Genomic DNA, 20,462 nt, shown 5'->3' on the forward strand with positions numbered 1-20,462 from the left:
AGTGTAAAAACGGTGAGTGGCTTTTTTGTTTGCATACGAATTTGCATACAAGGCTGTTTATTCCAGACTAATTAATCTTCCATTTAGTCTTGGCGTCACTTATTTAATGCGCTCCTTTAATAGTTAGTAGAAGACGCTTCACTAGTTCCCATACCGTATCTGCTCACTGTCCATGTATGGACAGTGCAACGTCCACTAACGGACACTATTCTATTGACTGATTTCAGAAAACACGCTCTCTTGATCGCTATTGAGGCTTATTCTTGATTGGTCTGCTATTTGCTATACAAATGAGAAAGATAGGTTAGCTAGAAAATCTTAGCCTTTAAGCAGACACTAAGAAAGATGAAAGGAGATCAATTAGGTGAGTTCGAGGAACTCGTCCTTTTAACCATTGCGCTGCTCTATGACGACGCCTATAGCGTGGCCGTCGTTGAAGAACTTGGCCAGCGGCTTGAGAGACCTTTAAGTCTGGGCGCTGTTCACCGAACCATGCAACGGCTTGAGGAAAAGGGGTTCGTGCACTCTCGGTTCGGTGACGCTACGGCTGAACGAGGAGGCCGGCGTAAACGGCTTTTTATCGTGACTAAAGCAGGGGAACAAGCTTTGCAGGAAGCGCGTCGTGTCCGAAATGACTTGTGGGCAGGTATTCCTAAGGCCGCTTTTGGAGGAGGCATCGCATGAGTCGTACGCCAGCATCCCCCCGGCCCCCTCAGTGGGCTCAACGCCTGCTGACCATCCTTGTGGCGGCTCACTTACAGGAAGAAGTCCTGGGTGATCTGGATGAACTCTTCTATAAACGGCTACAGCGCCTTCCTGCCTTTACCGTCCGACTTTTATACCTGGTCGACATCCTACTCTTGTTGCATCCCCGGCTTTGGCGTCGAGCATCGACAACAGAACATACCGCTAGTTATAGAAGCCTCACTGATTATCCTAAACCTTTCGTTTTACACCCTGCTATGGTTCGCAACTATCTAAAAATTGCTATCCGAAACCTACTAAAAAATAAGGCGTTCAGTTTCATCAATGTATTGGGACTGTCCTTGGGTATGGTATGCTGTCTGTTTATTTTTCTGTGGGTAACCGATGAACGGAGCGTCGATAATTTTCATACGAACGGTCAGAACCTGTATACCGCTTATCAGACGGTTTTCGCAACCGGGCAAGTCGATGGCAATTACAATACACCTTTACAAATTGCAGGAAATCAACGCATATTTTTGCTAGAAGATGCCAAAAAAGCAGTACCAGAAATACAGCATGTAGTCTTTTATGCCACTGGCTATGAGCTTCCCTGGGGGCACCCCGAAACGTTCCAGCTCGGAGAACGAAAATTTAAACTGGAGGGGTCACGTGCCAGCAACGACTTTTTTACTCTGTTCAGTTATCCCCTTCTGGCGGGCAATGCCCAAACCGCACTCAAGGACGTTCGTAGTATTGCCATTTCGCGCAAAATGGCGGAACTGTTCTTTGGTAACCCGTACAAGGCGGTTGGCAAAACACTCCGTTACGAGAATAAGATGGATTTAATGGTTACCGCTGTTTTTGAAAACCTACCCCGCCAAAGCTCGCTCAAATTTGATTTTTTGCTTAGCTGGGAGGCCCAGAGAGGCTCTTTAGAATGGTCGTCCAATAATTTTAGAACGTTCGTGCAGCTCTCGGACGGTACCGATCCCAGTCTGGTAGAAGCAAAGATCAATCGCTTTCTACAACCCCGGTTAGCCCTACCCAAAGAGGTCAAAACGCAAATTGGCTTCCAGGCCATTGGCGACCAATACCTCCATAGTACGTTTGTCAATGGCAAACCCGAAGGGGGGCGGATTGAATACGTGCGTATATTCACCGGGGTAGCCCTCTTTATTTTGTTTATCGCCTGCATCAACTTTATGAATTTGGCTACGGCCCAATCGGTAAAACGAGCCAAAGAGGTCGGCGTTCGGAAAGTATTAGGCTCTACACGCATCCATCTGATCGGTCAGTTTTACAGTGAAGCCTTGCTGTTAGCTTGTTTAGCGATGGTATTTACTATGCTATCCACACTAGTTCTACTTCCAGCCTTTAATAGCCTCACCAACAAGCAAATACCTTACCCCTTTACTCAGTTCTCATTCTGGATGGGTTTAATTGGCTTGACTTTCCTCACCGGCATGCTTGCCGGCAGTTATCCCGCTTTGTTTCTCTCATCGTTGGAGCCGGTTCGAATTTTGAAGGGCATCCTGCGCTTTACCAGGCAGAGTATTTGGTTTCGACAGGGCTTAACGGTCTTTCAGTTCGGCTTGTCAATCATACTGCTTGTCGCCACCTTCGTTGTTTCAAAGCAAACCAGCTATGTTCAAAACACGCACCTAGGCTACAATCGCGATAACTTGATCTATATCCGCATTGAAGGAGAATTAATGGCTCCCCACAACTATCATTTATTCAAAGACCAAGCCGCTAAAATGGCAGGTATCACAATGATTGATCGCAGTAGCGAAGCACCGCATGCGATGGGGTTTGTAGTCGACGATGCAGATGGCATTGCCGAAACTAATGTGGATGATGACGCTATTAACTGGGAAGGTAAACCGAAAAACGCTTCCGTTGGCTTCAAGCCCACTTCGGTTGGCTTCGACTTTGTCCGGTTAATGAATCTAACAGTAGTCAAGGGGCGCGATTTCTCCCGCAATAACGCAACCGACTCGACAGATGCATTTCTAGTGAATGAAGAAGCCGTCAGGCAAATGGGCATGAAACAGCCGCTCGGTAAATGGATATCAGCCTGGCAAAAGAAAGGCCATATCATTGGCGTATTGAAAGATTACCATACACACTCGCTACATGAACCGATCAAACCCTTGATTGTGGACGTAAAAGAATACGAGTATTTCGGGGTGATTTTAGTGCGCCTACAGGCCGGCATGACGAAACAAGCATTAGGCAATCTTGAGCGGACGTATAACAGGATCAATCCGAATTACCCCTTCGTTTATCAATTTCTGGATCAGGAGTATGCGAAGCTTTACCAGAGCGAAGAGGTCATGGCAAAATTAACCACGGTGTTTACGGCGCTTGCCATTGCCATATCCTGTCTTGGCTTGTTTGGGCTGGTTATGTTTTCGGCTCAGCAACGTACGAAAGAAATTGGGGTTCGGAAAGTGCTGGGCGCATCTGTCGCCAGCATCACAGCGCTGCTTTCAAGAGATTATCTCAGACTGATCTTTCTTGCTATCCTTATCGCTTCCCCCGTTGCCTGGTATGCGATGCAGCACTGGTTAGCCGACTTCGCTTATAAGATCAGTATTGAGTGGTGGATGTTTGCCCTGGCCGGTTTATCCGCTTTTGTTGTTGCCTCACTACCAGTAGGTATCCAAAGCATAAAAGCAGCTTTGGTAAATCCGGTAAAGAGTATAAGAAGTGAATAAGCCGTTCAGGCCGTTTTTTAGCTTAGGGTGCACATAGAAACAGTGTAGAGGGCAAAAATGCTCTTTCCAGTGTTTCCATGATTAATGCACGGTCGTTTCGTGCGCGCACGCTAGGGAACCTTACGTTATAGAGCGATAGACAACGCAACGAAGCTTTGGCGTACCGTGCCATCCTCACTTTCGACAAAAGACATTAAGTTAACTTAATGTCTTTTGTCGAAAGTGAGGATAAATGATTTCATCTTACATGATCTATGACCTTTATTAATGAAGTGGAGCCCCCGAAAAATCGAAATTTTAAGCCGGTCAGCTTCATTTCTGTCACAGGTTGCGGATAACTGTCACAGAAGCCTTTCCCATGATTTTTTCGGAGTCAAATCACGCCTGTGTAGCGGAACTGCATTGAGTTTTTCATGTCCATAAAAAAGGGCGGCCATTTTGCTGGATATGCATTATGTTCGCTACCCGATGAGCTGAGAGAAAACCGCGTTTGTAGGCCAATGAAAGCTTATTTGAGCCCATAAAAAGGTGCGTAGGATCAAGCCCATGATTTTTCTGGCATCACATCGTGCGCGTGCGACTCTGCTCAATGGAAGAGTTTCGTCAGTCCATAAAAAGAAGTATTGTCGAGAGCTGTCGAACTACGCTGAAAGGTAACCCATTTAACTCTGTTGGTTGACAAGGAAGAGTTTGTGTCCATCTTTCTTAAGAATTCAGGTTTCCACATTCGGAAAACTCTACCCTCATGCCCCGCATTGCTCAATGTCCCACCACGATCGATGACTTACTCTACCTCAGCACGGCAACCATCAAGCAATCCGGCTATCCGATTGACGGCAAGACGCACCAGCTTGGATGGAGTCATCATGGTGAACGAATCGCCACGATCGACATTGCCGCCAGCCTGAAGGCAAAATGCGTTATGCTGCGCTACTCGTTTCGGGGGGAAAGACAGTTGCACCGCATTAATCTGCTGATTGCACCCAGCAATCTGGGAAAAGGAAAAGTATTCTACTTTGTTTGTCCGGTCACCGCTAAACGCTGCCGGAAGTTGTACCTGGTCGATGGTTGGTTTGTTTTTCGCTATGCGCTAGAGGACACCTATCACGAAAAACAGCTTTGGTCAAAACGGTATCGAGATCTGGACAATACAATGGGCAGGCAGTTACGGGGAGATGATTTTGATTTGTACCAGGAAGCCTAAGGATGTTGTGCAAAGCAGCAATATAGGGGCAAACAAAGCATGTGTTGCGGTACTAGCGGTTGACAGGTCGTTTGTACAGTTGATAGAAAAACGTTTGATTTAAGACACATTCTATGTTCAGATGAGATGCGTTCTGTTGTAGATCGTCGCGTGACGGGGCTAATTTTGCGATTCTATGCCTACGCATTGCTCTTATTCATGACTTATTGAGAGCGAAAAGGCGAATCGATCTGTCACTTCCGCATATTTACGGAAGTTTAAGCCTGTTTGATAAGCAGTACTTAGGCGGCTTTGAAGTCATCGATGGCAAAGACAGGAAGCGAAAAGTCAAAAATGCGCTTACTTGTTTTTACTGTTTTAGTTTGTCGCACTGCAATCGTAGAGTAATCGTACCGCTATCGTAAATATGCGATAGCGAACTTCATATTAGTTACATACGGTGAAAGCTACTACCTGCTTTAGCGAGTAACGTGAATAGAGCGCCTTAAGTCAGTTGATCCACTTTTATGGCTGACTTTATTAAGATAAGGTTGACGGATCACCTAAACATGTCGGGTAGGTAACAGTCAGGCTTCTTTCAACGATCCACGTCTCCAGAACTTAGTATCCTCTTCGATGGTCATCAGCACAAGTTACGCTTTAGCCATTTCGTTAAACGGGGTATTTCTCCGCTTTGACTGGGGTATTCTCCGTATTTTGAATAGAAGGTAATCCAGGCTAACTAACCAATCCGTATTTAGTGCATCGTATCGGCGACGTGTGAACAAGGCTATACATAACGAGATAGACGCCGTTAGTTAGCCGAACTGATACGTGATTCCCGCTGGCGTCTGCTAGCGGGAATTTTGCCCTATCCTATCAACTATTAAGAAAGCTACTAGATCGAGCGGCACAAATGCGGGCGCTTGTATTGACAGTAAGGAGCGGACACACGAAAGTTTTATGGTCTCAGATAGGAGCACTTTATTGCCAACTACTACCGGCCCTCTTTTTTTAGTAGACCAGGAACAAACGATAGACCAGCCTGCCAAGTCTGGTTGGTAAACCCAAAGCGGGCTCCTAAATCCAAGAATGTAAATTCGTTCAGACTTTTAAAATAACCTACTTCTAAACCAAGCCATCGATACTGGTACGATAGGCGACTACTGATGCCTACTTCGATGGGGGCCGCATTATTATTTCTTACATTTTGGCCTAGAGAAACATTCGCTTCCGGACCCACAAAAAGACCGAAGCCTTTAATGGGTGTAATACCAATTAAGGGCGTCAAACTGGCATAATAGAATTTTTGCCGACTGACCAGATCGCCATTCGGCAGTTGATACTCAATCCCCTTTTGTTGATAGTTTATCTCTACTCGATACACTAGCAAAGCAGACAATGTATGCTGATAGAAAGCGCCTGCGTAAAAGCTATTTAGGGGAGCAACGCCCAAGAACCTCATATCACTACGAGAGCTAGTGACACTAGTGGATGCTCTGAGGTATCCGGCTCGAACGCCAAAGTAGTTTGCTTTGGTTAGCGTCTGGGCGCTAGCCAGGGTAGTCGTTAGTAGCCAAAAGGTAAGAATGTGAAAAGAACGAGTTGACATAGCGTTAAGGGTAAGAGTTTCCTGTTATGTAGGTGGCGTAGCTACAGATCGCCGTACGGCTGCAAAAAGGCTTTATTCTAGTAATCGATAACTGGCACTGATTCGCCAGACTTGACTAGTCGTCGCTGAACCCACTCTTCCCATCGAACCCGCACTGTAGTCGGTCAACCCATGCGCGTAGCTCACACTCAAGCCCACATTTTGATAGTAAGCGGTTGCCGTCAAACGAGCCCGTAAATCCAGGCCTGGAACCGCGTGTTTATGATAAGTTAGATAGACGTCATTGCTTGCTGTTACGCCCTTTCCTTTTTCCCAGTTCGCTAAACTAATTGCTGCATCAAGACCAGCGGTCAAATCCAAACTTGTTTGCCGGTTGCCAAAACGCTGGCCGACAAAAGGGTGCAGATTAATATACTCGTAGGTAAATCGGGAACTTCCTTGCTGAAAAGCAATAAATTGTCCCAGATCGCTACCACCAATTATTTTAGTCTTTGTCGCTAGTGACTCATAGGCTAGTTGAAGTCCCGCAATCATGTTCTTTTTGCTTACATGTTGCGCCTGCATATTGACCGTCCAGGAAAAGCTACTGCGGCTACTCCAGGGGTCATTGGTATAGGAAGGTGAACCAACAGTGGCGGGGGTAGACTCTCGAAGAATGGTAAAGAACGATTGATGAACGACTCGATCGCCATGGAAAGCGAATAAACTACTCCCAACCTGCGTACTAAGTTCATTATACTGTGCTTTAGCTACCAGGGCGTTAAGCAGTAGCAGGCCACTAATAAGGTAACAAGTCTTCATACGAGCGAGGGAGACGAACTACTAGTCTATTAGCTAAAGTACAAAATTTGGGGATAAATACTTGTTGATAAGCCGTTTCATCAAAAACCCGTTTTTCTAAGACACCTAGTTAATGTCACCAGAGGTAGCCTTTAAGTTTTCCTACCATTCCCAACTTAGTAAAGCCTTGATCAAGGCACACTTAATTACAAAGGGAAGCAGCCAGCTTCGATTAAGCGAGTTGGCTTTTGCTCACCAGCTTGACCGAAGCCAGAGATCCACAGTTAGTCGGAGGTGATCAGGGGTAGCTAACGCTTGCTAATCCGGTTCTGGCTTATCAAACGTTGCTGAGCAGACTTGAACCGATCACCAACACCACTCGATAAGGCTGCGTGCTTGGTAGACCGGCCTTGCACCCTTGCCCGCCATCGACGCCAGGAAGCAGGCTTTAAGTGCTTCCGTAAGAGTTGGATTACCGCTGACTCGGGTAGGCCAAACTGGACTTGGATGGCCTCAAAGGGAGTGCGATCCTCCCAAGCCATTTCGATCAATCGATCTAGCTCGTCTTGACTTAGTGAATGTGTAGGGAATTGCGTTTTCATAGAACAATAACCTTAGAAGTGGCTGAAGAGTTACGTTCACCAATAGCTCATTGGCTAAGCGGCAGTTAGAAAACGGGAGTTCGTTGAGATCATACCACTACCGTGATTTGGTCAACAATCGATCGTAACACCAAAAACACCGTGTTTTTGTGTTTTGCTGGTTACAGACTCAGCGGTTTTCAGTTTCTGGCGTTCAAAAAAGAACTGGTTGATACAGGAAAAATGACCTACAAACAGTTTCATGATGCCGTTCTGCAAATTAATTCCATGCCCGTCGAAATGATCCGTGCCATCCTGACGAATCAGTCTTTACCAAAGGATTTCAGGACTAAGTGGCGATTTTATGAGCTTGACTAAACGGCATATCTATTGGGGAAAGTAGAGTCACTTATATTTCACTACCTCACGTGCAGCGGTAGGAGCGGTTTTGGTGGTCTGTGTAAATGATTGACACTGTTTACCAAATCCTAATATGAGAAGAATACTTTTCTTGTTTACGCTAAGTTTGACCCTTTGGTCCTGTAAAGATCGTCAACCTGAACCGGCTGCTCCACCCGCTAATCGAAGCGTCCTAATCTACAGCAACAGCTTTCCCGGAACCTTCGAAGTAACCGACTATGATGCCAATGGCCTGCCGACGATGGCCAAAACTTCTATTTATCACAATATGGACGTAGCGCCGGAGGGTAGGTACACCAGTTCCATTAAATTAGAGTACGATGCACAGGCACGCGTTAAAAAAACGGTGCAAGTCTATGATCAACGAGGAATGGCTTCATGTTGCCCTGGATACGTTGTTTATGAACCCGACCAACAAATCGTTAATGAATATGAGTATCTAGGCAATACAGGTAAGATCACCCACGAAATTTCGTATTCCGTCAACGCTAAGAAAGGCGAAAAGAAAATTCTTTCCGAATTCGTTCGACGCTTTAACGAGCAGGGATTACTGCTTGAGGAAAAGAAAGGGAATCAGATTACTTATAAAGCTACTTACGATGCTAACGGCAACGTGCTTGACGAAAGCCTTCCATCCGCCGAAAAACCTGTTAGAAGGCAGTGGGATTACGTATTCGACGCCAACAAACGGGTTGTTAGTCGACGAATTGTTGGGTCCGCAGGTTTTGAAAACAACACTTATGACGAGCAAGGTAGACTTAGTCGCCAAGTGACCAATCTGTCTTTTATTTTACCGTTCAAGCCTCGCTCCGAAGAGATGGGCAAGTTGATCAACTATAATTTCGCCAAGCGAGCCGAGCAACAAGATCTGCTCTTTACCTACTTCGACAATGGCGTCTTCTGGAATGAGCGGCCACGGGTCGTTACTTATGAGTATGTGGGTGAGGAAACCCTGATTACCGCTACAATCTACCAGCTTTGGGACATTAACTGGAATCAAATTTCCCAACCTACCTTCGACTTAACCCTACTTCCTAATGAAAAGCTAGCCTCTATTCAGCAGATCAAGTGGCGACTCAATAAGTGGAATAAACTGACTAGTGAAGAGTTTAGTCATAAATACGTAAGTGACAAGCTAGCGGCAGAGCAACGAGGTACTTATTATGCGTACGATAATGCATACAACTATGACGAATTGGGCAATCTAGTAGGTAGTAGTGGTCATACAACTATCTTCAATATGACTCGTCAGGCTAATGTAAATACGTTTGTTGCTCGATACAAAAACCTATAAGGTCAATTAGAGGCTAAACAATGCCTTTCAAGGGAGTAGTCGATTTATTGACTTGACTACTCCCGTTTCTTGTCACTTAATCTGAGCCGGATGTCCAAGCCGCAACCCAATTGATAAACCAACCTGATAAGGACGTACCCGAAGCTGATTGGCGGTCAATAACTGGGTGAAGCTATAGTCCAGATACGGCCCAATAGACAGAGCCGCCTGACGACTTAAGGCAATATGTTTGCCCGCCGTCAGGTTAACGAAGAAAAACTGATTCGTGGGGCCGGCAAATGAATGAGCGTACTCGGCACCTATCGTCGTAAAGAGCCGGCCAACAAGAGGGCTACCAAAATGGATTTGCTTTCTGAGCGATAAACCAATCGTCTGTACGCTGAAATTCGTTGTGTCCGTGACGCCCAGCCGCTTGATCGTATACTGATTCGTCGCATTTTCGTCTACTACATACTGATCGGTGCTATACTGGTAATACGAGCGGAGATGAAATTGACTTACGTTGAGTGTTGCTTGAACTCCCTTTTTCTCGATGCCCAGGCTGGCCTTAAAGCCACTCGTCTGCGTTAACCCATTCGGGAAGATCACATCCTGCACTCTGGAATCGGCTTTGGGTAGGAGCACAACTCGTTGCAGCGTGGTTAAGGGAACTACGCTAACCAGCCAGGTATAGCCGGTGTTATTGGTCGCGCTTTGGCTATGCAGTTTCCGACGATGCTGTTTCTCAAACTTCTGCGGACTCGGGTATGAAACGGCGCTGGCAGGTATAGGTTGAATAAGCCCTGCATGACTATGAATACGAACGAACGAGAATGATTGTGGAAACAACCTCAAGGGAATAGGTTCTATTGATTGAAACGTATTTCGCTCATCCGCTAATACCTCCGGGTCACGACTACGTGAAGTCAATTCCATTGGCACGTTTACCCTCTTTTGGGTATACAGATGACTAATAGGTTCATCTGCTCCCTTGCGCTCCTCAGATTGTGGCTGACGAGAGGGATTCGGCTCTACACCGATATGTTGTTCTGAATTAACCAATTTCCTAATCCCTTTTCGTCCTACTATCAAGCCAGTTGACTGTTCACGTAACAGTTGTTTAGAACCGAAGCGATGCGTCTGAAGACCCTGTTTTAGTGGCTGTTGATCGGCAACGCTTGACCGCTTCTGGTCTCTATCCTGTTCGGTAAGTAAATCTCCTAGTGGGGTTTCCTGCCTGCGTTCCTGCTGCTCAAGCCCTGATGCTAAATCGTTTATAGTAACCAGCTGTCCGTTAAGCACCGACGTTTTTATCCCCTCTTTTGTATTGGGTCGACTGGATGTCTTGGCTTCTTTCATTAAATAACCTGTTTCGGCTAAGCGGTGAGGGTGATTACTCGATGAGGTCTCTTTCGGAGTCGTAAGGTGTTTCGAAAATGACTGCTGGGGCACTTTTACTCCTTCAACTCGTTGAACCATTGACGAGTCCGACTTTAGATACGTAAAAAGCAGTAAGCCTAGACTTAGAAAGAGAACCGCTAACAGGACAACCTTGCGGAGCGGCTGATAGCGGCTCTGCGGAGTTGACTGCTGAGCCAAAGCCCGATGAATTTTAGCATCAATAGCGGCTCCGGGATCTACTTCATGAGCCTTGAATGAACGTTGAAGCAGCTTCTGTACGGTCTCGTTTCGCTTGTCCTCAGAAGTTTTCATGATGGCTAATCCCTTTTAGTTCTAATTTCTTGATCAGCAATTGGCGGCCTCGGGCGAGTTGGGAGCGCGATGTTCCCTCCGAAATGCCCAGTAGTTGTGCAATTTCGGTGTGCTTGTATCCGTCAATAAAATACAGGTTCACGACCATCCGATAACCATCTGGCAACTCATTAATTGTATGCAGCAGTACGTCAATTGACAGCTTGCTAAAGAGATTCACATAATCGTCTGATTCAATATCAGGTTCTACCAACTGGGCCGAAATATAGCGGTTTTGTTTACGGGTTTCTTTGTTGTAGTAATCGATGGCGTGGCGGATCATGATGGTTTTCACCCAACTGTCAACCGCTTCGGGCTGTTGAAGTTCCGTTATCTTCTCAAATATCTTCAGGATACCTTCCTGAAAAATATCTTCGGCTTCAGCCAGGGTTTTGGTGTACCGTACACAAACGCTCATTAGCTTACCCTTGTATCGTTCATAAAATAACACCTGAGCCCGCGAATCCTGTTTCTGGCAGGCTTCAACAAGCTCGCGGAGTGACCGGGTATATTTAGGGCGAAATAGCTTCATGAAGAAAGCGGGCGGGTAAACAACAAAAACAAATCAGTGGGAACCAGATTTATCTGGTTTGGCTAGGGCTTATACTGCGCTTGAAAGCGGGTATAGACCCGTTGCCCACTGGGCCATTGCAGCCCTATATCCCAGGTCTCTGTCGTGGTTGGCGTTATGCGTTGTAGCGCATAGCGCACGCTGACCAAACCGTCGAAATAGGTCTCAAAAGCCATCGTCGGGGACGCGTCGAAGGAAGGATAGTCGGCGCGAAGCGCTGCCAGCAGCGATGCATCTCCGACTTGCTCATTGTTCGTATAGCCAATAGGATTTCCGTTGGCATTGGCTTCGATCCAGCTTAAATTACCCTCCGTGTCAAAGAAAAGTTGAACCTTTCTCGATACGGTGGTTTGTCCGCCAACCAGAGAAGCTTCAAGCCAATACGTTATTTTATTGGGTGTTTGCTGGATAACGTTGCCGGATACGAAGCGTAGCGATGAGGTATGGTTGGCAAAAAAGTTCTGCGTGCGCTGGGGCAACTGGTTCAGATCCGTGATGGTGTAAACCAGCAAAGGCGTGAGCGTTAGTAGTGCCTGATTATTGACTCCGGGTTGGTAGATAAGTTGATAGGTTGCACCATTAAACGTATACTGCATCAAGCGGGTTTGGCTCGTATCGTTGTCAATACCCTGTAACTTAGAAAAGCTACCGCCTTGAATGGCTAGTTTATCGGTAAGATTCTTGAAGGGTGCAAAGTCAGGAGCGAGTTCTTTGTATACGGCCGAAACGATAGCGGTAGCATTGACCTGCGTCTGGTAGTTGATCGAACGCTGCGTAAAGTTAGCCCGCCAAAGTTGATTTTTGGTCAGGGTCGTAAAGAGGATATTGGTGGCCTGGGGATAGCTGTTTTTAATGGCTTGTACTGCCGTAACCGGTACGCCATCCGGATCGGGGGGTTGTATATCTTTAATGCTATTGCACGCCAGTAGCCATAGCGGCAGTGCAGCTACCAGTAAATACTTCATGAATGTCAAATCAACGGGATTTTATGCCTATCAATACAGCGACTGGTTTTACAGATAGAAACGTTGCATCGTTAACGAATAATTAGTTTGTTTTTTACTCAACCACAATGGTTGCCTGTAGGTAATAGCAGAAGTGTAACCATGGCCTATATAAAATGTACGGCAAAGGCGATTGATTAATTCGTCCGCTGTCGCATCTGTACGATAGCGGTGTGACAGCAATACAGTCTCGACTAAGTACAGCACGTTGCCTCTGTCAGGGTATTGTTCTTGAAAAACGACTCGATTGGTGCTTACGCTTGGGTGAGTTAGCCTGATCAAGCAAATTACCTTTCTGTGATTGCTGAATAGGGAGTATTGGGAATCTGATTTTGACCCGGGCCTTATGGGGACAATTCTAGCGGGCGTTCGTATTGAACTGGGTGAATGGCACCACGCGACATAGACTCCACTTAAAATCAAGGAAGTCAGTTGAGTGGTTGTGTAACCACAAACGATAGGGTGGGGTATCCTTCAGTTGGGGTCGGCACCCAACAGAAACGCAGTGCCTAGGCACTGCGTTTCTAGATTCGAATCGGCTTAGCTTATCCGTGGAGTACTTTTCGGAACAACTCCTGTTTCGTACCTCTGGCAGTTGTTGCCTATTTTTTTACCAAACGCCCCTGGAGATGACCTTTATTGGTCAGTACCAAATATAGATACAAGCCTGCTGGCCAGTCGTGACTATTCAGCGTATGCGTCGTGGGCGTTCCGCTTAGGGCTATCTGCTGAATTCGTTTGCCTTGCAAGGAATATACCTCAATTTGTTGAAGATAGATCCCTTCCGGAACCTGGATCGTTAGTTGATCCTGCACAGGAAGCGGATACACCTGTGCCTCCAGCGCAGGATAGTCGGCCGATGCACTGGCGGCTTGACGGGCACCCGATGGGACAAACTCAAACGCGCCGATGTCATAGCCGCTTCCCTGGGGACGGGTTTGATCCTGCTGGGCAATCGTAACACCCCATTGGGCGGCATTGGCACCCGCGTCAATCAGCGGAGAAGTCGAAAATAAGGCAAAATTGGCGTTGGCCGCATCCACAAATCCAGCCGCTGAATTGGCGGCTACCGTATAATTATTGACCATTGTAGCCGTAGCACCCTGCTGAAAAACAACCGCTTTGCCAACGTAGCCGTTGCTTGCTGCCCCGCTGGCTCCATAATTGGTAATGGCATTGTTGGCAATGGTGTTCACATTGATCTGATTGTATAGCCGGATGCCATCGCGGCCACAACCGCTAATGGTGTTGTTGATCAGTTGCACATAGGTATCCGGCAGGGACCCTGTCCGCTCATCGCAGAAAATGCCATCACTGCCCGGCTGACTGATGACGTTGTTGTACAGACGATTATTACCCCAGTGCCCCACAATGATAAGACCGACCCCCGATGCATTCAGAATGGTATTATTGTAGCACTCGCCACCAGCGCCCCCACCCACCTGTAGGCCATTATTTTGGTAGTTGGCGAAGGGTGAGATACCCGTGTCTTTCAGCCAGTTGTGGTGCACTTTGGCGTCGGGCGCACAGCCGTACTGCAAACCTTCTGCCCCTGTCCGTTCGATGCGGTTGTTGTAGATATCGAGGCCGTAGATGAGGTGGGGGTAGACCTGCTTGGTTACCCCGTTACAGCTTACCGCCATCCCATCACCGAAGAACGAATTGCCGATATAGAGCCCTTCACCGCCCACGTCGTGGATGTAATTGTCGTGGATTTTGACGTTATACATCGTAAAGTTGGACCGCCATGTGGTGGAGTCACAACCCGGATCGGTTTTGGCCATGATCCCCGCAAAGCCCGCTTTGGCTACCTCAACATGATCGATTTCTACATCCGAGCTAAGATCACTTACCGAGATACCCATGTAACCACCCGTATTTTGGTTGTTAACTTTAAAGCCATACGGATAAGCCGCATCCCCCGCACCGCTCAGGGCGATATAGCGACTGTTTTTCAGCTGTAGCGTGTTGGTGGCAGCATTCGACTGGACCAGTACCTGCCCGCCAGCGTTCACGAAGCGAATTGGCTGAGTGGGCGTACCGGCAAAATTAGCTAGGGTGATGTTGTCATATAACCCCGACTGTACACACACCTTTTTGCCGGGTGCGACTTCCAGCAGCCAGTTGTTGTATGCACCGGCCTTCGTGATCGTGTAGTCGCAGCCACTACCGGCCGATCCGCCCACCTGCCAGCCAGCCGGCACCGAGCCCAGATTGTTATAAAGCGTGGTATTGTCGTGTACATTGGCATCGGGGGCGTTGTTAACCCACATAGCCGCGCTGCTGGTCCGCTCAATGCGGTTGTTGTAGACTTGCATGCCATAGGTCTGCGCTGGGTATACCGTCTTGTTTACCCCGTTGCAGGTAATCGTCCGGCCAGCAGCCATCGTGTAGCCACTACCCAGGAACATGCCCGGACCACTGATGTGGTGAATATAATTATCGTGAATTTTTACATCGTTGATCGTAAAGTTGGGATAGTTGGCCGTGGTATCGCAGCCCGGATCGGTCTTCATGAAAAAGCCCGCATAACCGGCTTTGGCTACCTCTACCCGCTCGACTTCGTAATTGGAGCTTAGGCCACCTACCGAAACGGCTGACACGCCCGCCTTTGATTTGTCAATCTTGATGCCATACGGAATTGAACTGTCGCCCGAGCCACTTAGTAGAACATACTTACAATCCTGCATCTCAAGTCCCGGCGCGTTGCTGGTTTCAGACCCAAGGCCAACCTGGCCTCCACAGTTAACGATCCGGATGGGGTTAGTGGCGCTACCGACAAAGCCGACCAGCCGGATAGCGTCGTAGTGGCCGGCCTGAATGCATAAGGTTTGTCCGGGCTGTAGCTTTAGCTTCGTATTCTGGTAGGTGCCGCCAGCGTTGATGGTGACGGCACAATTACAGGAAGTTGATGTCTGGGCAACGCTAGTCAGTACGAACAAACAGCAAACCGAAATAATAAGATAGATGTGTTTCAAGTCAATCAATGTTTAGGGGGAGTTTACGAATCGTTTATCCTCGTAAAGATACTGATAAGGAGAAGATTAAAAGGAGCCGGGCTAGAGATTTCAAGGGCCTAACGTACACCATCCATCTAAGATGTAGCTCTATGAAAGAGACATTTCATCGCACAAGAGCCTGACTTAACCTTAACTGGTTACTTACTTTGCTCAAGTAGAATCATTATACCGGCAATCAACCGATGCGGCCTGCCAATTAATTACCGCTACCTATATTTGTTACTTTTGGTTAATAAGTCTACCCCCTTTCACATCGCTTCCATGCTACCATCAACTACGTCCTCCCCAGTTACTAACCCCCATCCAAAAATAAACTATCTCGATTACACCCGAGTACTCCTGACCCTGCTGGTCATCTTGCACCACGTTTGCATCACCTACGGGGCGCCTGGTGGCTGGTACTTTCGTCAGCCCACAACCCAACTGGCTGCTCTGTTTGGCTTAACCCTATTTGTGGCCACTAACCAATCCTTTTTTATGGGATTATTTTTTCTGCTTTCCGCCTACTTCGTGGAGCCTTCCTACCAGCGGAAGGGAGCCAGGGCATTTGTAGTGGATCGACTCAAGCGGCTGGGTATTCCGCTGGTGTTCTATTCACTGGTGCTATCACCCATCCTCAATTTTTTGATCTATCGCTACGGACATCATCAAAAGGCCACCTTTGGGCAGTTTTTGACCGGCTATGACGACTGGATCGATTCGGGGGTGTTGTGGTTTGTGGCGGCTTTACTGCTGTTCAACTTGCTGTATGTACTCTTGCGGCAACGCTACTCACTCCACTACGTCACTAAACTACCACCCATGAGCGGTATTCTTTTGTTTGCTCTTGTGATTAGCGCAGTCAGTTTTCTGGTTCGATTGGTTTTTCCCGTCGGTTGGGTCATACCTGGTCTGGGCTTTCAGCTTTGTTATTTCCCTCAGTATATCGCCTTATTCGCAGTAGGAATAGTAGCTCGCCAAAATAAGTGGCTCGATGGCTTATCACGCCCAGAAGGAAAGCGGTTTAGTTGGCTAGCCTTGGGTTGTATTGGAATTGGTTTTCCATTGCTGTTTGTAGTATCAACGAAACTAGGGTTATCCATGAAAAACTTCAGTGGTGGCTGGAACAGCCAGTCGCTATTCTTATGCCTGTGGGAGCAGCTAACGGGAATATCCATCAGCGTAGCCTTGCTAAGCTATAGCAAACGATACTGGAATGAAAAGAATATGCTTCTGGACAAGCTGGCTCGAAGCGCCTATAGCACCTATATTTTCCACCCCCTGATTGTTGTCGGTTTGTCCTTGCTAGTAGCTGGATTGGCACTTGATCCTTTGCTTAAGCTGGGTTTGGTGGCACCGTTAGCCATCATCGGTTCATTTTTAGTAGGCCGATTAGTGTTGATGATTCCAGGGGCCGACACGGTTCTCTAACCATACTAGTGACCCATTTTGCTGATGGAAGCTTACAAATTTTTGTCGTTAAAGGGGGTATGTCCTCTACAAATCTTTGCTACCCACAGCCTCGCTTGTTTGCTAAACCTAGAGAGAATTGTGCAACAGCTACCGAGCAATCTTACTTACATCATGCGATAGCGGCTGGTACTCACCTAATCAAATCCGGAAAAGCCTTGTTATAAATACCTATTATCAGTCAGGTAACTGATCGATACCATAAGGTTCGACCTGTGGTTGGGCATTCATATGGTGGTGATACCGGCTTGAGGGCTCGTAAACCAATTGGCGAGCGCGCATGACGCTACCCAAAGGATGATGCGCTATTAGGTGATGAAATCTGCTGAACATCAGTATTTTGTGCCCGCAGGCCCGCCGGGCGGAGCTATAGACGTTCTGAGCCGAATGCTTACTTTAATAATAGGATGGTAGGGACTTTAGTCCCGAGGCCACTTTGCCGAATTATCTTCAACGGTCATGGTGGCTAGATCCGTACAGAGTTGCGCCCTTACTTCGTATTGGGCGGAATGACTAACGAAAAAGAGATTAGCAGATCGCGCAGGGCCGAATCGTTACGGCATCGATCTCCTGTCCCTGCAATCAGATAAGTAAACCAGAAGATTCAGTAGTCGTCAAGCAGGAATAACGACAAGGCCCGAATCAGTGACGATCCGGGCCTTGTTGGTTGAGGGTGTGTTTAGAAAAATTAAGGTCGTAAAATCTTGATTTGTTGGCGCTGGCTAGCCGTACTCACATCTAGCAGAAGCAACCCTTGTGCGTTGCCTAGCGGCAGGCTCACCCGTTCTACCGAACTAGCTTCCCTGATGCTCTGGCTATGCAACGTTTTACCCTGCAAGTCGACCAGCTTTACATGCACGGCCTGACCACTTGCTCCACTAATTTCAATCTCGGCGGATTGGCCCACCACGGGGTTACCCAGTACGTTCACTACCAGGCCACTACCCGCTTCCTCTGATGACACACGGGTGCCACCCGTACCAGTTGGCTCTTGTCCGTAGAAGATGACTCCGTTCTGGTAAGCGGTGATGCGGGGGTTGAGCGTAAAGCTGTTGTTGTTGCTATAGGAGTAATCGTCGCTCTGCACAAATAGGCTGTAGTCCTGTTTGTTGAGCTGTACCTCCAGCGGACCCGAATCGCCATTTGATGCTAAGTTACCCGCTCCGGCATTGAAGCTATACTCGATGTAGCCTGTGGCCCCCTGACGAGCCGGACTCAGCGGTACGTAGCGCAGATTAAGGTTGTTGGGACCAATCGGTACGTAGTTCTTCTGAAACAGTAACGGGACGTTGTTCTCGGTGGTCAGCCAGTAGCGCAAGGTGATGCTGCTATACGCAATTGGCGTGGAGCCTGCGTTTTGCAGCAGCAGATAGGGCTTGATCGTGTTGTTGTTCAACTGGCCGTTGTCGGGATCCCGCGAGAGCACTTTCAGCGTGGGCGCTACTACCGTTACGGTGGCCGTGGCCTGCGGACTGGTACAGCCGTCGCTGGTGCAGGTAGCTGTAAACGTCTGGGTTCCTAGATTGGCTGTCGAGACTGCCAGCGTGTTGGCGCTACCCCCATTCCAGCTAATACTACTACCGGTGCAGCCTGAAACCGTCAGGATCACATTACCCGTATTCTGCGAGATGGTCAGGCTTGATGCACCAGCCGGATAAGGCCCGCCCGTCTGGGTAACCACCGTGGGGGATGTTGGCGTCTGTTTGACGGTAACGGTTTTGGTAGCGGTGTTGGTGCAGCCATTGGCATCACTGTAGCTGTAGCGAATCGTATGATCACCCACCGAAAGCGTTGCTGGCGTAAAGACCATTGCGGGTGAGCCATCAAGGGTAAAGCTTCCCCCGGCCGGATTACCCAGCGGGGCTAGCGTAACGGCAGGGGCATCCTGACAGTAAGCCGTAGCTAGGCCCGTTAGGCTAACGTTGGGTAAAGGATTAACTATTACCGATTGGGTAGCCGTATTGGAGCAACTGCTGCCATTGGTGTAGGTGTAAACAACCGTGTGTTGGCCAACGGATAGGGTAGCTGGATCAAACTGGGTAGCCGCTGTATTATCAATCGTAAAGTTTCCTCCTGCCGGGTTTCCTGATAATGTAACAGCGGTTGCGTTTTGGCAATAGGCATTGGCGAGTCCTTCAATCGTCGGGGTAGGCAGTTCGTTGATGGTCACTTGTTGCTCTACTGTACTCTGGCAGCCATTGGCAGCGGTGTAGCTGTACGATACTGTGTAGATACCGGCCGCTAGGGTAGATGGGGTCAGCGTAGTAGACGGGATCTGATTAATGGTAAATTTGCCGCCCGCTGGTGACGCCATTAAAGGCACCGCTGGTACACTTTTGCAATAAGCGGTGTTTAGGTTCTGAAAATTAAGCGCAGCCGCCACCTTGTCACCGACTACCGTAGTGGTATTAGCGGCTGTTGCGGTGCAGCCACCAGGGTTAGTTGCTGTCACGCTATAGGTTCCGGCCAGTGTAACACTCGCGACAGGACTAGTCGCGCTACCCGATAAAACGCTGGGTTTGAATACATACGTAGACCCCTCATCACCACCGGTTACGGTCAGCTGCACACTCGATACCGCACAGGTAAGTGGACCACTGTTGGTAATTTGTAGCGGTCTATCCGCACAACTTACGGTAAACGAGGTAGTATTGGTTGGGTTAGTCTCTTCATTAGTACCGCTACCACCAGCGAAATAGCCGTTACCATCACGATCATAATAAACAGTTCCCTGGTTGGTAATGACTTGTCCACCAGCGTTATTTTTTATAGTGGCCTTGATCGTAATCGTTATTGGATTAAGCTGAATAAGCGTTCCGTTCCAACTGACCTTGCTGCCGTTAAAGCTAGTCGAACCACTACTAGCGGATGATGACGCGTACGTCAGATAAGAAGGAAGTACATTCGTAAATTCATCACCTGGATTGTTAATTTGTGCGGTCTGCCCATAATTGGTTACTACTATCTGATAGGTGACCTGCCCTCCCGGCACATAGTCCCCCGAAACAGACATCATACCGCCTAACGACGTTGGTGATAACACAGACACCTGAACCGCATTTGATGTGACACTGCTGCAAGAGTTGGTAGCCACTAGCCTATATTGTCCTGCGGAGGATGAATTTGCTCCCGTTAGTACTAAGGTAGCCGATGTTTGGCCGCTTATCTCACCCCCATCTTTATACCATTTGAAGTCGGTAACGGGGCCACTTACCTCGACCGGTATCGTTATAGTTCCCCCGTTTGCCGCAACAAAATCTTCCGGTTGCTTGGTAATTTTGACTTCATCACACCCTGGGTTTTGGGTGCCGACCGCTTTGGCAAGGTAATTTTTACTAGTACCGCTTGCCGGATGCAGGACAGCGGTGCTTAGTAGTACGAACAATAAACGTAGTGTGTTCCTCATAATA

General features: G+C 47.9%; 14 protein-coding genes. 6 read left to right on the plus strand and 8 right to left on the minus strand.

What is annotated here, in order from left to right; translation table 11 throughout:
* Positions 1–345: 345 nt before the first annotated feature.
* From LQ777_RS08780 to LQ777_RS08790, 3 genes are all read left to right on the plus strand, one after another.
* A complete protein-coding gene (locus LQ777_RS08780; protein WP_232562143.1) occupies positions 346–684 on the plus strand; it encodes a PadR family transcriptional regulator in 339 nt (112 codons plus the stop codon).
* Positions 681–3,407, plus strand: coding sequence for an ABC transporter permease (locus LQ777_RS08785; protein WP_232562144.1), 2,727 nt, complete (start codon positions 681–683; stop codon positions 3,405–3,407). Before LQ777_RS08780 ends, LQ777_RS08785 begins: the two co-directional genes overlap by 4 nt.
* 745 nt (positions 3,408–4,152) lie before the next feature.
* Positions 4,153–4,611, plus strand: coding sequence for a hypothetical protein (locus LQ777_RS08790; protein WP_232562145.1), 459 nt, complete (start codon positions 4,153–4,155; stop codon positions 4,609–4,611).
* 976 nt (positions 4,612–5,587) lie between these two features.
* Here the strand turns inward: LQ777_RS08790 and LQ777_RS08795 are convergent.
* From LQ777_RS08795 to LQ777_RS08805, 3 genes are all read right to left on the minus strand, one after another.
* Positions 5,588–6,202 (minus strand): hypothetical protein, encoded by a 615-nt coding sequence (locus LQ777_RS08795; protein WP_232562146.1) that lies wholly within the window; start codon positions 6,200–6,202, stop codon positions 5,588–5,590.
* A gap of 72 nt (positions 6,203–6,274) precedes the next feature.
* On the minus strand, positions 6,275–7,003 hold the full coding sequence (locus LQ777_RS08800) for a hypothetical protein (RefSeq protein WP_232562147.1): 729 nt from the start codon (positions 7,001–7,003) through the stop codon (positions 6,275–6,277).
* 287 nt (positions 7,004–7,290) lie between these two features.
* On the minus strand, positions 7,291–7,584 hold the full coding sequence (locus LQ777_RS08805) for a TIGR03643 family protein (protein ID WP_232562148.1): 294 nt from the start codon (positions 7,582–7,584) through the stop codon (positions 7,291–7,293).
* Between the two features lie 102 nt (positions 7,585–7,686).
* On the opposite strand from LQ777_RS08805, the gene LQ777_RS08810 reads away from it, so the two are divergent.
* Positions 7,687–7,941 (plus strand): hypothetical protein, encoded by a 255-nt coding sequence (locus tag LQ777_RS08810; RefSeq protein WP_425276929.1) that lies wholly within the window; start codon positions 7,687–7,689, stop codon positions 7,939–7,941.
* 115 nt (positions 7,942–8,056) lie between these two features.
* On the plus strand, positions 8,057–9,277 hold the full coding sequence (locus LQ777_RS08815) for a hypothetical protein (protein ID WP_232562149.1): 1,221 nt from the start codon (positions 8,057–8,059) through the stop codon (positions 9,275–9,277).
* Between the two features lie 72 nt (positions 9,278–9,349).
* On the opposite strand, the gene LQ777_RS08820 is transcribed toward LQ777_RS08815, so the two are convergent.
* The 4 genes from LQ777_RS08820 to LQ777_RS08835 form a co-directional block, all read right to left on the minus strand.
* Positions 9,350–10,969, minus strand: coding sequence for a hypothetical protein (locus LQ777_RS08820; RefSeq protein ID WP_232562150.1), 1,620 nt, complete (start codon positions 10,967–10,969; stop codon positions 9,350–9,352).
* The gene (locus LQ777_RS08825) at positions 10,956–11,540 is read right to left on the minus strand and encodes an RNA polymerase sigma factor (RefSeq protein ID WP_232562151.1); all 585 of its coding nucleotides are present in this window, start codon (positions 11,538–11,540) and stop codon (positions 10,956–10,958) included. The genes LQ777_RS08820 and LQ777_RS08825 overlap by 14 nt, the downstream gene beginning before the upstream one ends.
* A 62-nt stretch (positions 11,541–11,602) precedes the next feature.
* Complete coding sequence (locus tag LQ777_RS08830; protein WP_232562152.1) at positions 11,603–12,544, minus strand: hypothetical protein; 942 nt, start codon at positions 12,542–12,544, stop codon at positions 11,603–11,605.
* Between the two features lie 641 nt (positions 12,545–13,185).
* Positions 13,186–15,561, minus strand: coding sequence for a choice-of-anchor Q domain-containing protein (locus LQ777_RS08835; RefSeq protein WP_232562153.1), 2,376 nt, complete (start codon positions 15,559–15,561; stop codon positions 13,186–13,188).
* A 303-nt stretch (positions 15,562–15,864) separates the two neighbouring features.
* Between LQ777_RS08835 and LQ777_RS08840 the strand changes: the two genes are divergently transcribed.
* Positions 15,865–17,013 carry an acyltransferase family protein gene (locus LQ777_RS08840; RefSeq protein ID WP_232562154.1) on the plus strand — a complete coding sequence of 383 codons (1,149 nt, stop codon included), beginning with the start codon at positions 15,865–15,867 and terminating at the stop codon, positions 17,011–17,013.
* A 727-nt stretch (positions 17,014–17,740) separates the two neighbouring features.
* Here the strand turns inward: LQ777_RS08840 and LQ777_RS08845 are convergent.
* Complete coding sequence (locus LQ777_RS08845) at positions 17,741–20,458, minus strand: cellulose binding domain-containing protein (protein WP_232562155.1); 2,718 nt, start codon at positions 20,456–20,458, stop codon at positions 17,741–17,743.
* Positions 20,459–20,462: the final 4 nt, after the last annotated feature.

Origin of the sequence: Spirosoma oryzicola (genome assembly GCF_021233055.1) — a bacterium.
Taxonomy (GTDB): Bacteria; Bacteroidota; Bacteroidia; order Cytophagales; family Spirosomataceae; genus Spirosoma; species Spirosoma oryzicola.

Coding starts and splice junctions, on each gene's coding strand:
- LQ777_RS08795 (WP_232562146.1), bottom strand. CDS start 6,202: ATGTCAACTCGTTCTTTTCACATTCTTACCTTTTGGCTACTAACGACT.
- LQ777_RS08815 (WP_232562149.1), top strand. CDS start 8,057: ATGAGAAGAATACTTTTCTTGTTTACGCTAAGTTTGACCCTTTGGTCC.
- LQ777_RS08785 (WP_232562144.1), top strand. CDS start 681: ATGAGTCGTACGCCAGCATCCCCCCGGCCCCCTCAGTGGGCTCAACGC.
- LQ777_RS08780 (WP_232562143.1), top strand. CDS start 346: ATGAAAGGAGATCAATTAGGTGAGTTCGAGGAACTCGTCCTTTTAACC.
- LQ777_RS08800 (WP_232562147.1), bottom strand. CDS start 7,003: ATGAAGACTTGTTACCTTATTAGTGGCCTGCTACTGCTTAACGCCCTG.
- LQ777_RS08805 (WP_232562148.1), bottom strand. CDS start 7,584: ATGAAAACGCAATTCCCTACACATTCACTAAGTCAAGACGAGCTAGAT.
- LQ777_RS08830 (WP_232562152.1), bottom strand. CDS start 12,544: ATGAAGTATTTACTGGTAGCTGCACTGCCGCTATGGCTACTGGCGTGC.
- LQ777_RS08840 (WP_232562154.1), top strand. CDS start 15,865: ATGCTACCATCAACTACGTCCTCCCCAGTTACTAACCCCCATCCAAAA.
- LQ777_RS08790 (WP_232562145.1), top strand. CDS start 4,153: ATGCCCCGCATTGCTCAATGTCCCACCACGATCGATGACTTACTCTAC.
- LQ777_RS08820 (WP_232562150.1), bottom strand. CDS start 10,969: ATGAAAACTTCTGAGGACAAGCGAAACGAGACCGTACAGAAGCTGCTT.
- LQ777_RS08825 (WP_232562151.1), bottom strand. CDS start 11,540: ATGAAGCTATTTCGCCCTAAATATACCCGGTCACTCCGCGAGCTTGTT.
- LQ777_RS08845 (WP_232562155.1), bottom strand. CDS start 20,458: ATGAGGAACACACTACGTTTATTGTTCGTACTACTAAGCACCGCTGTC.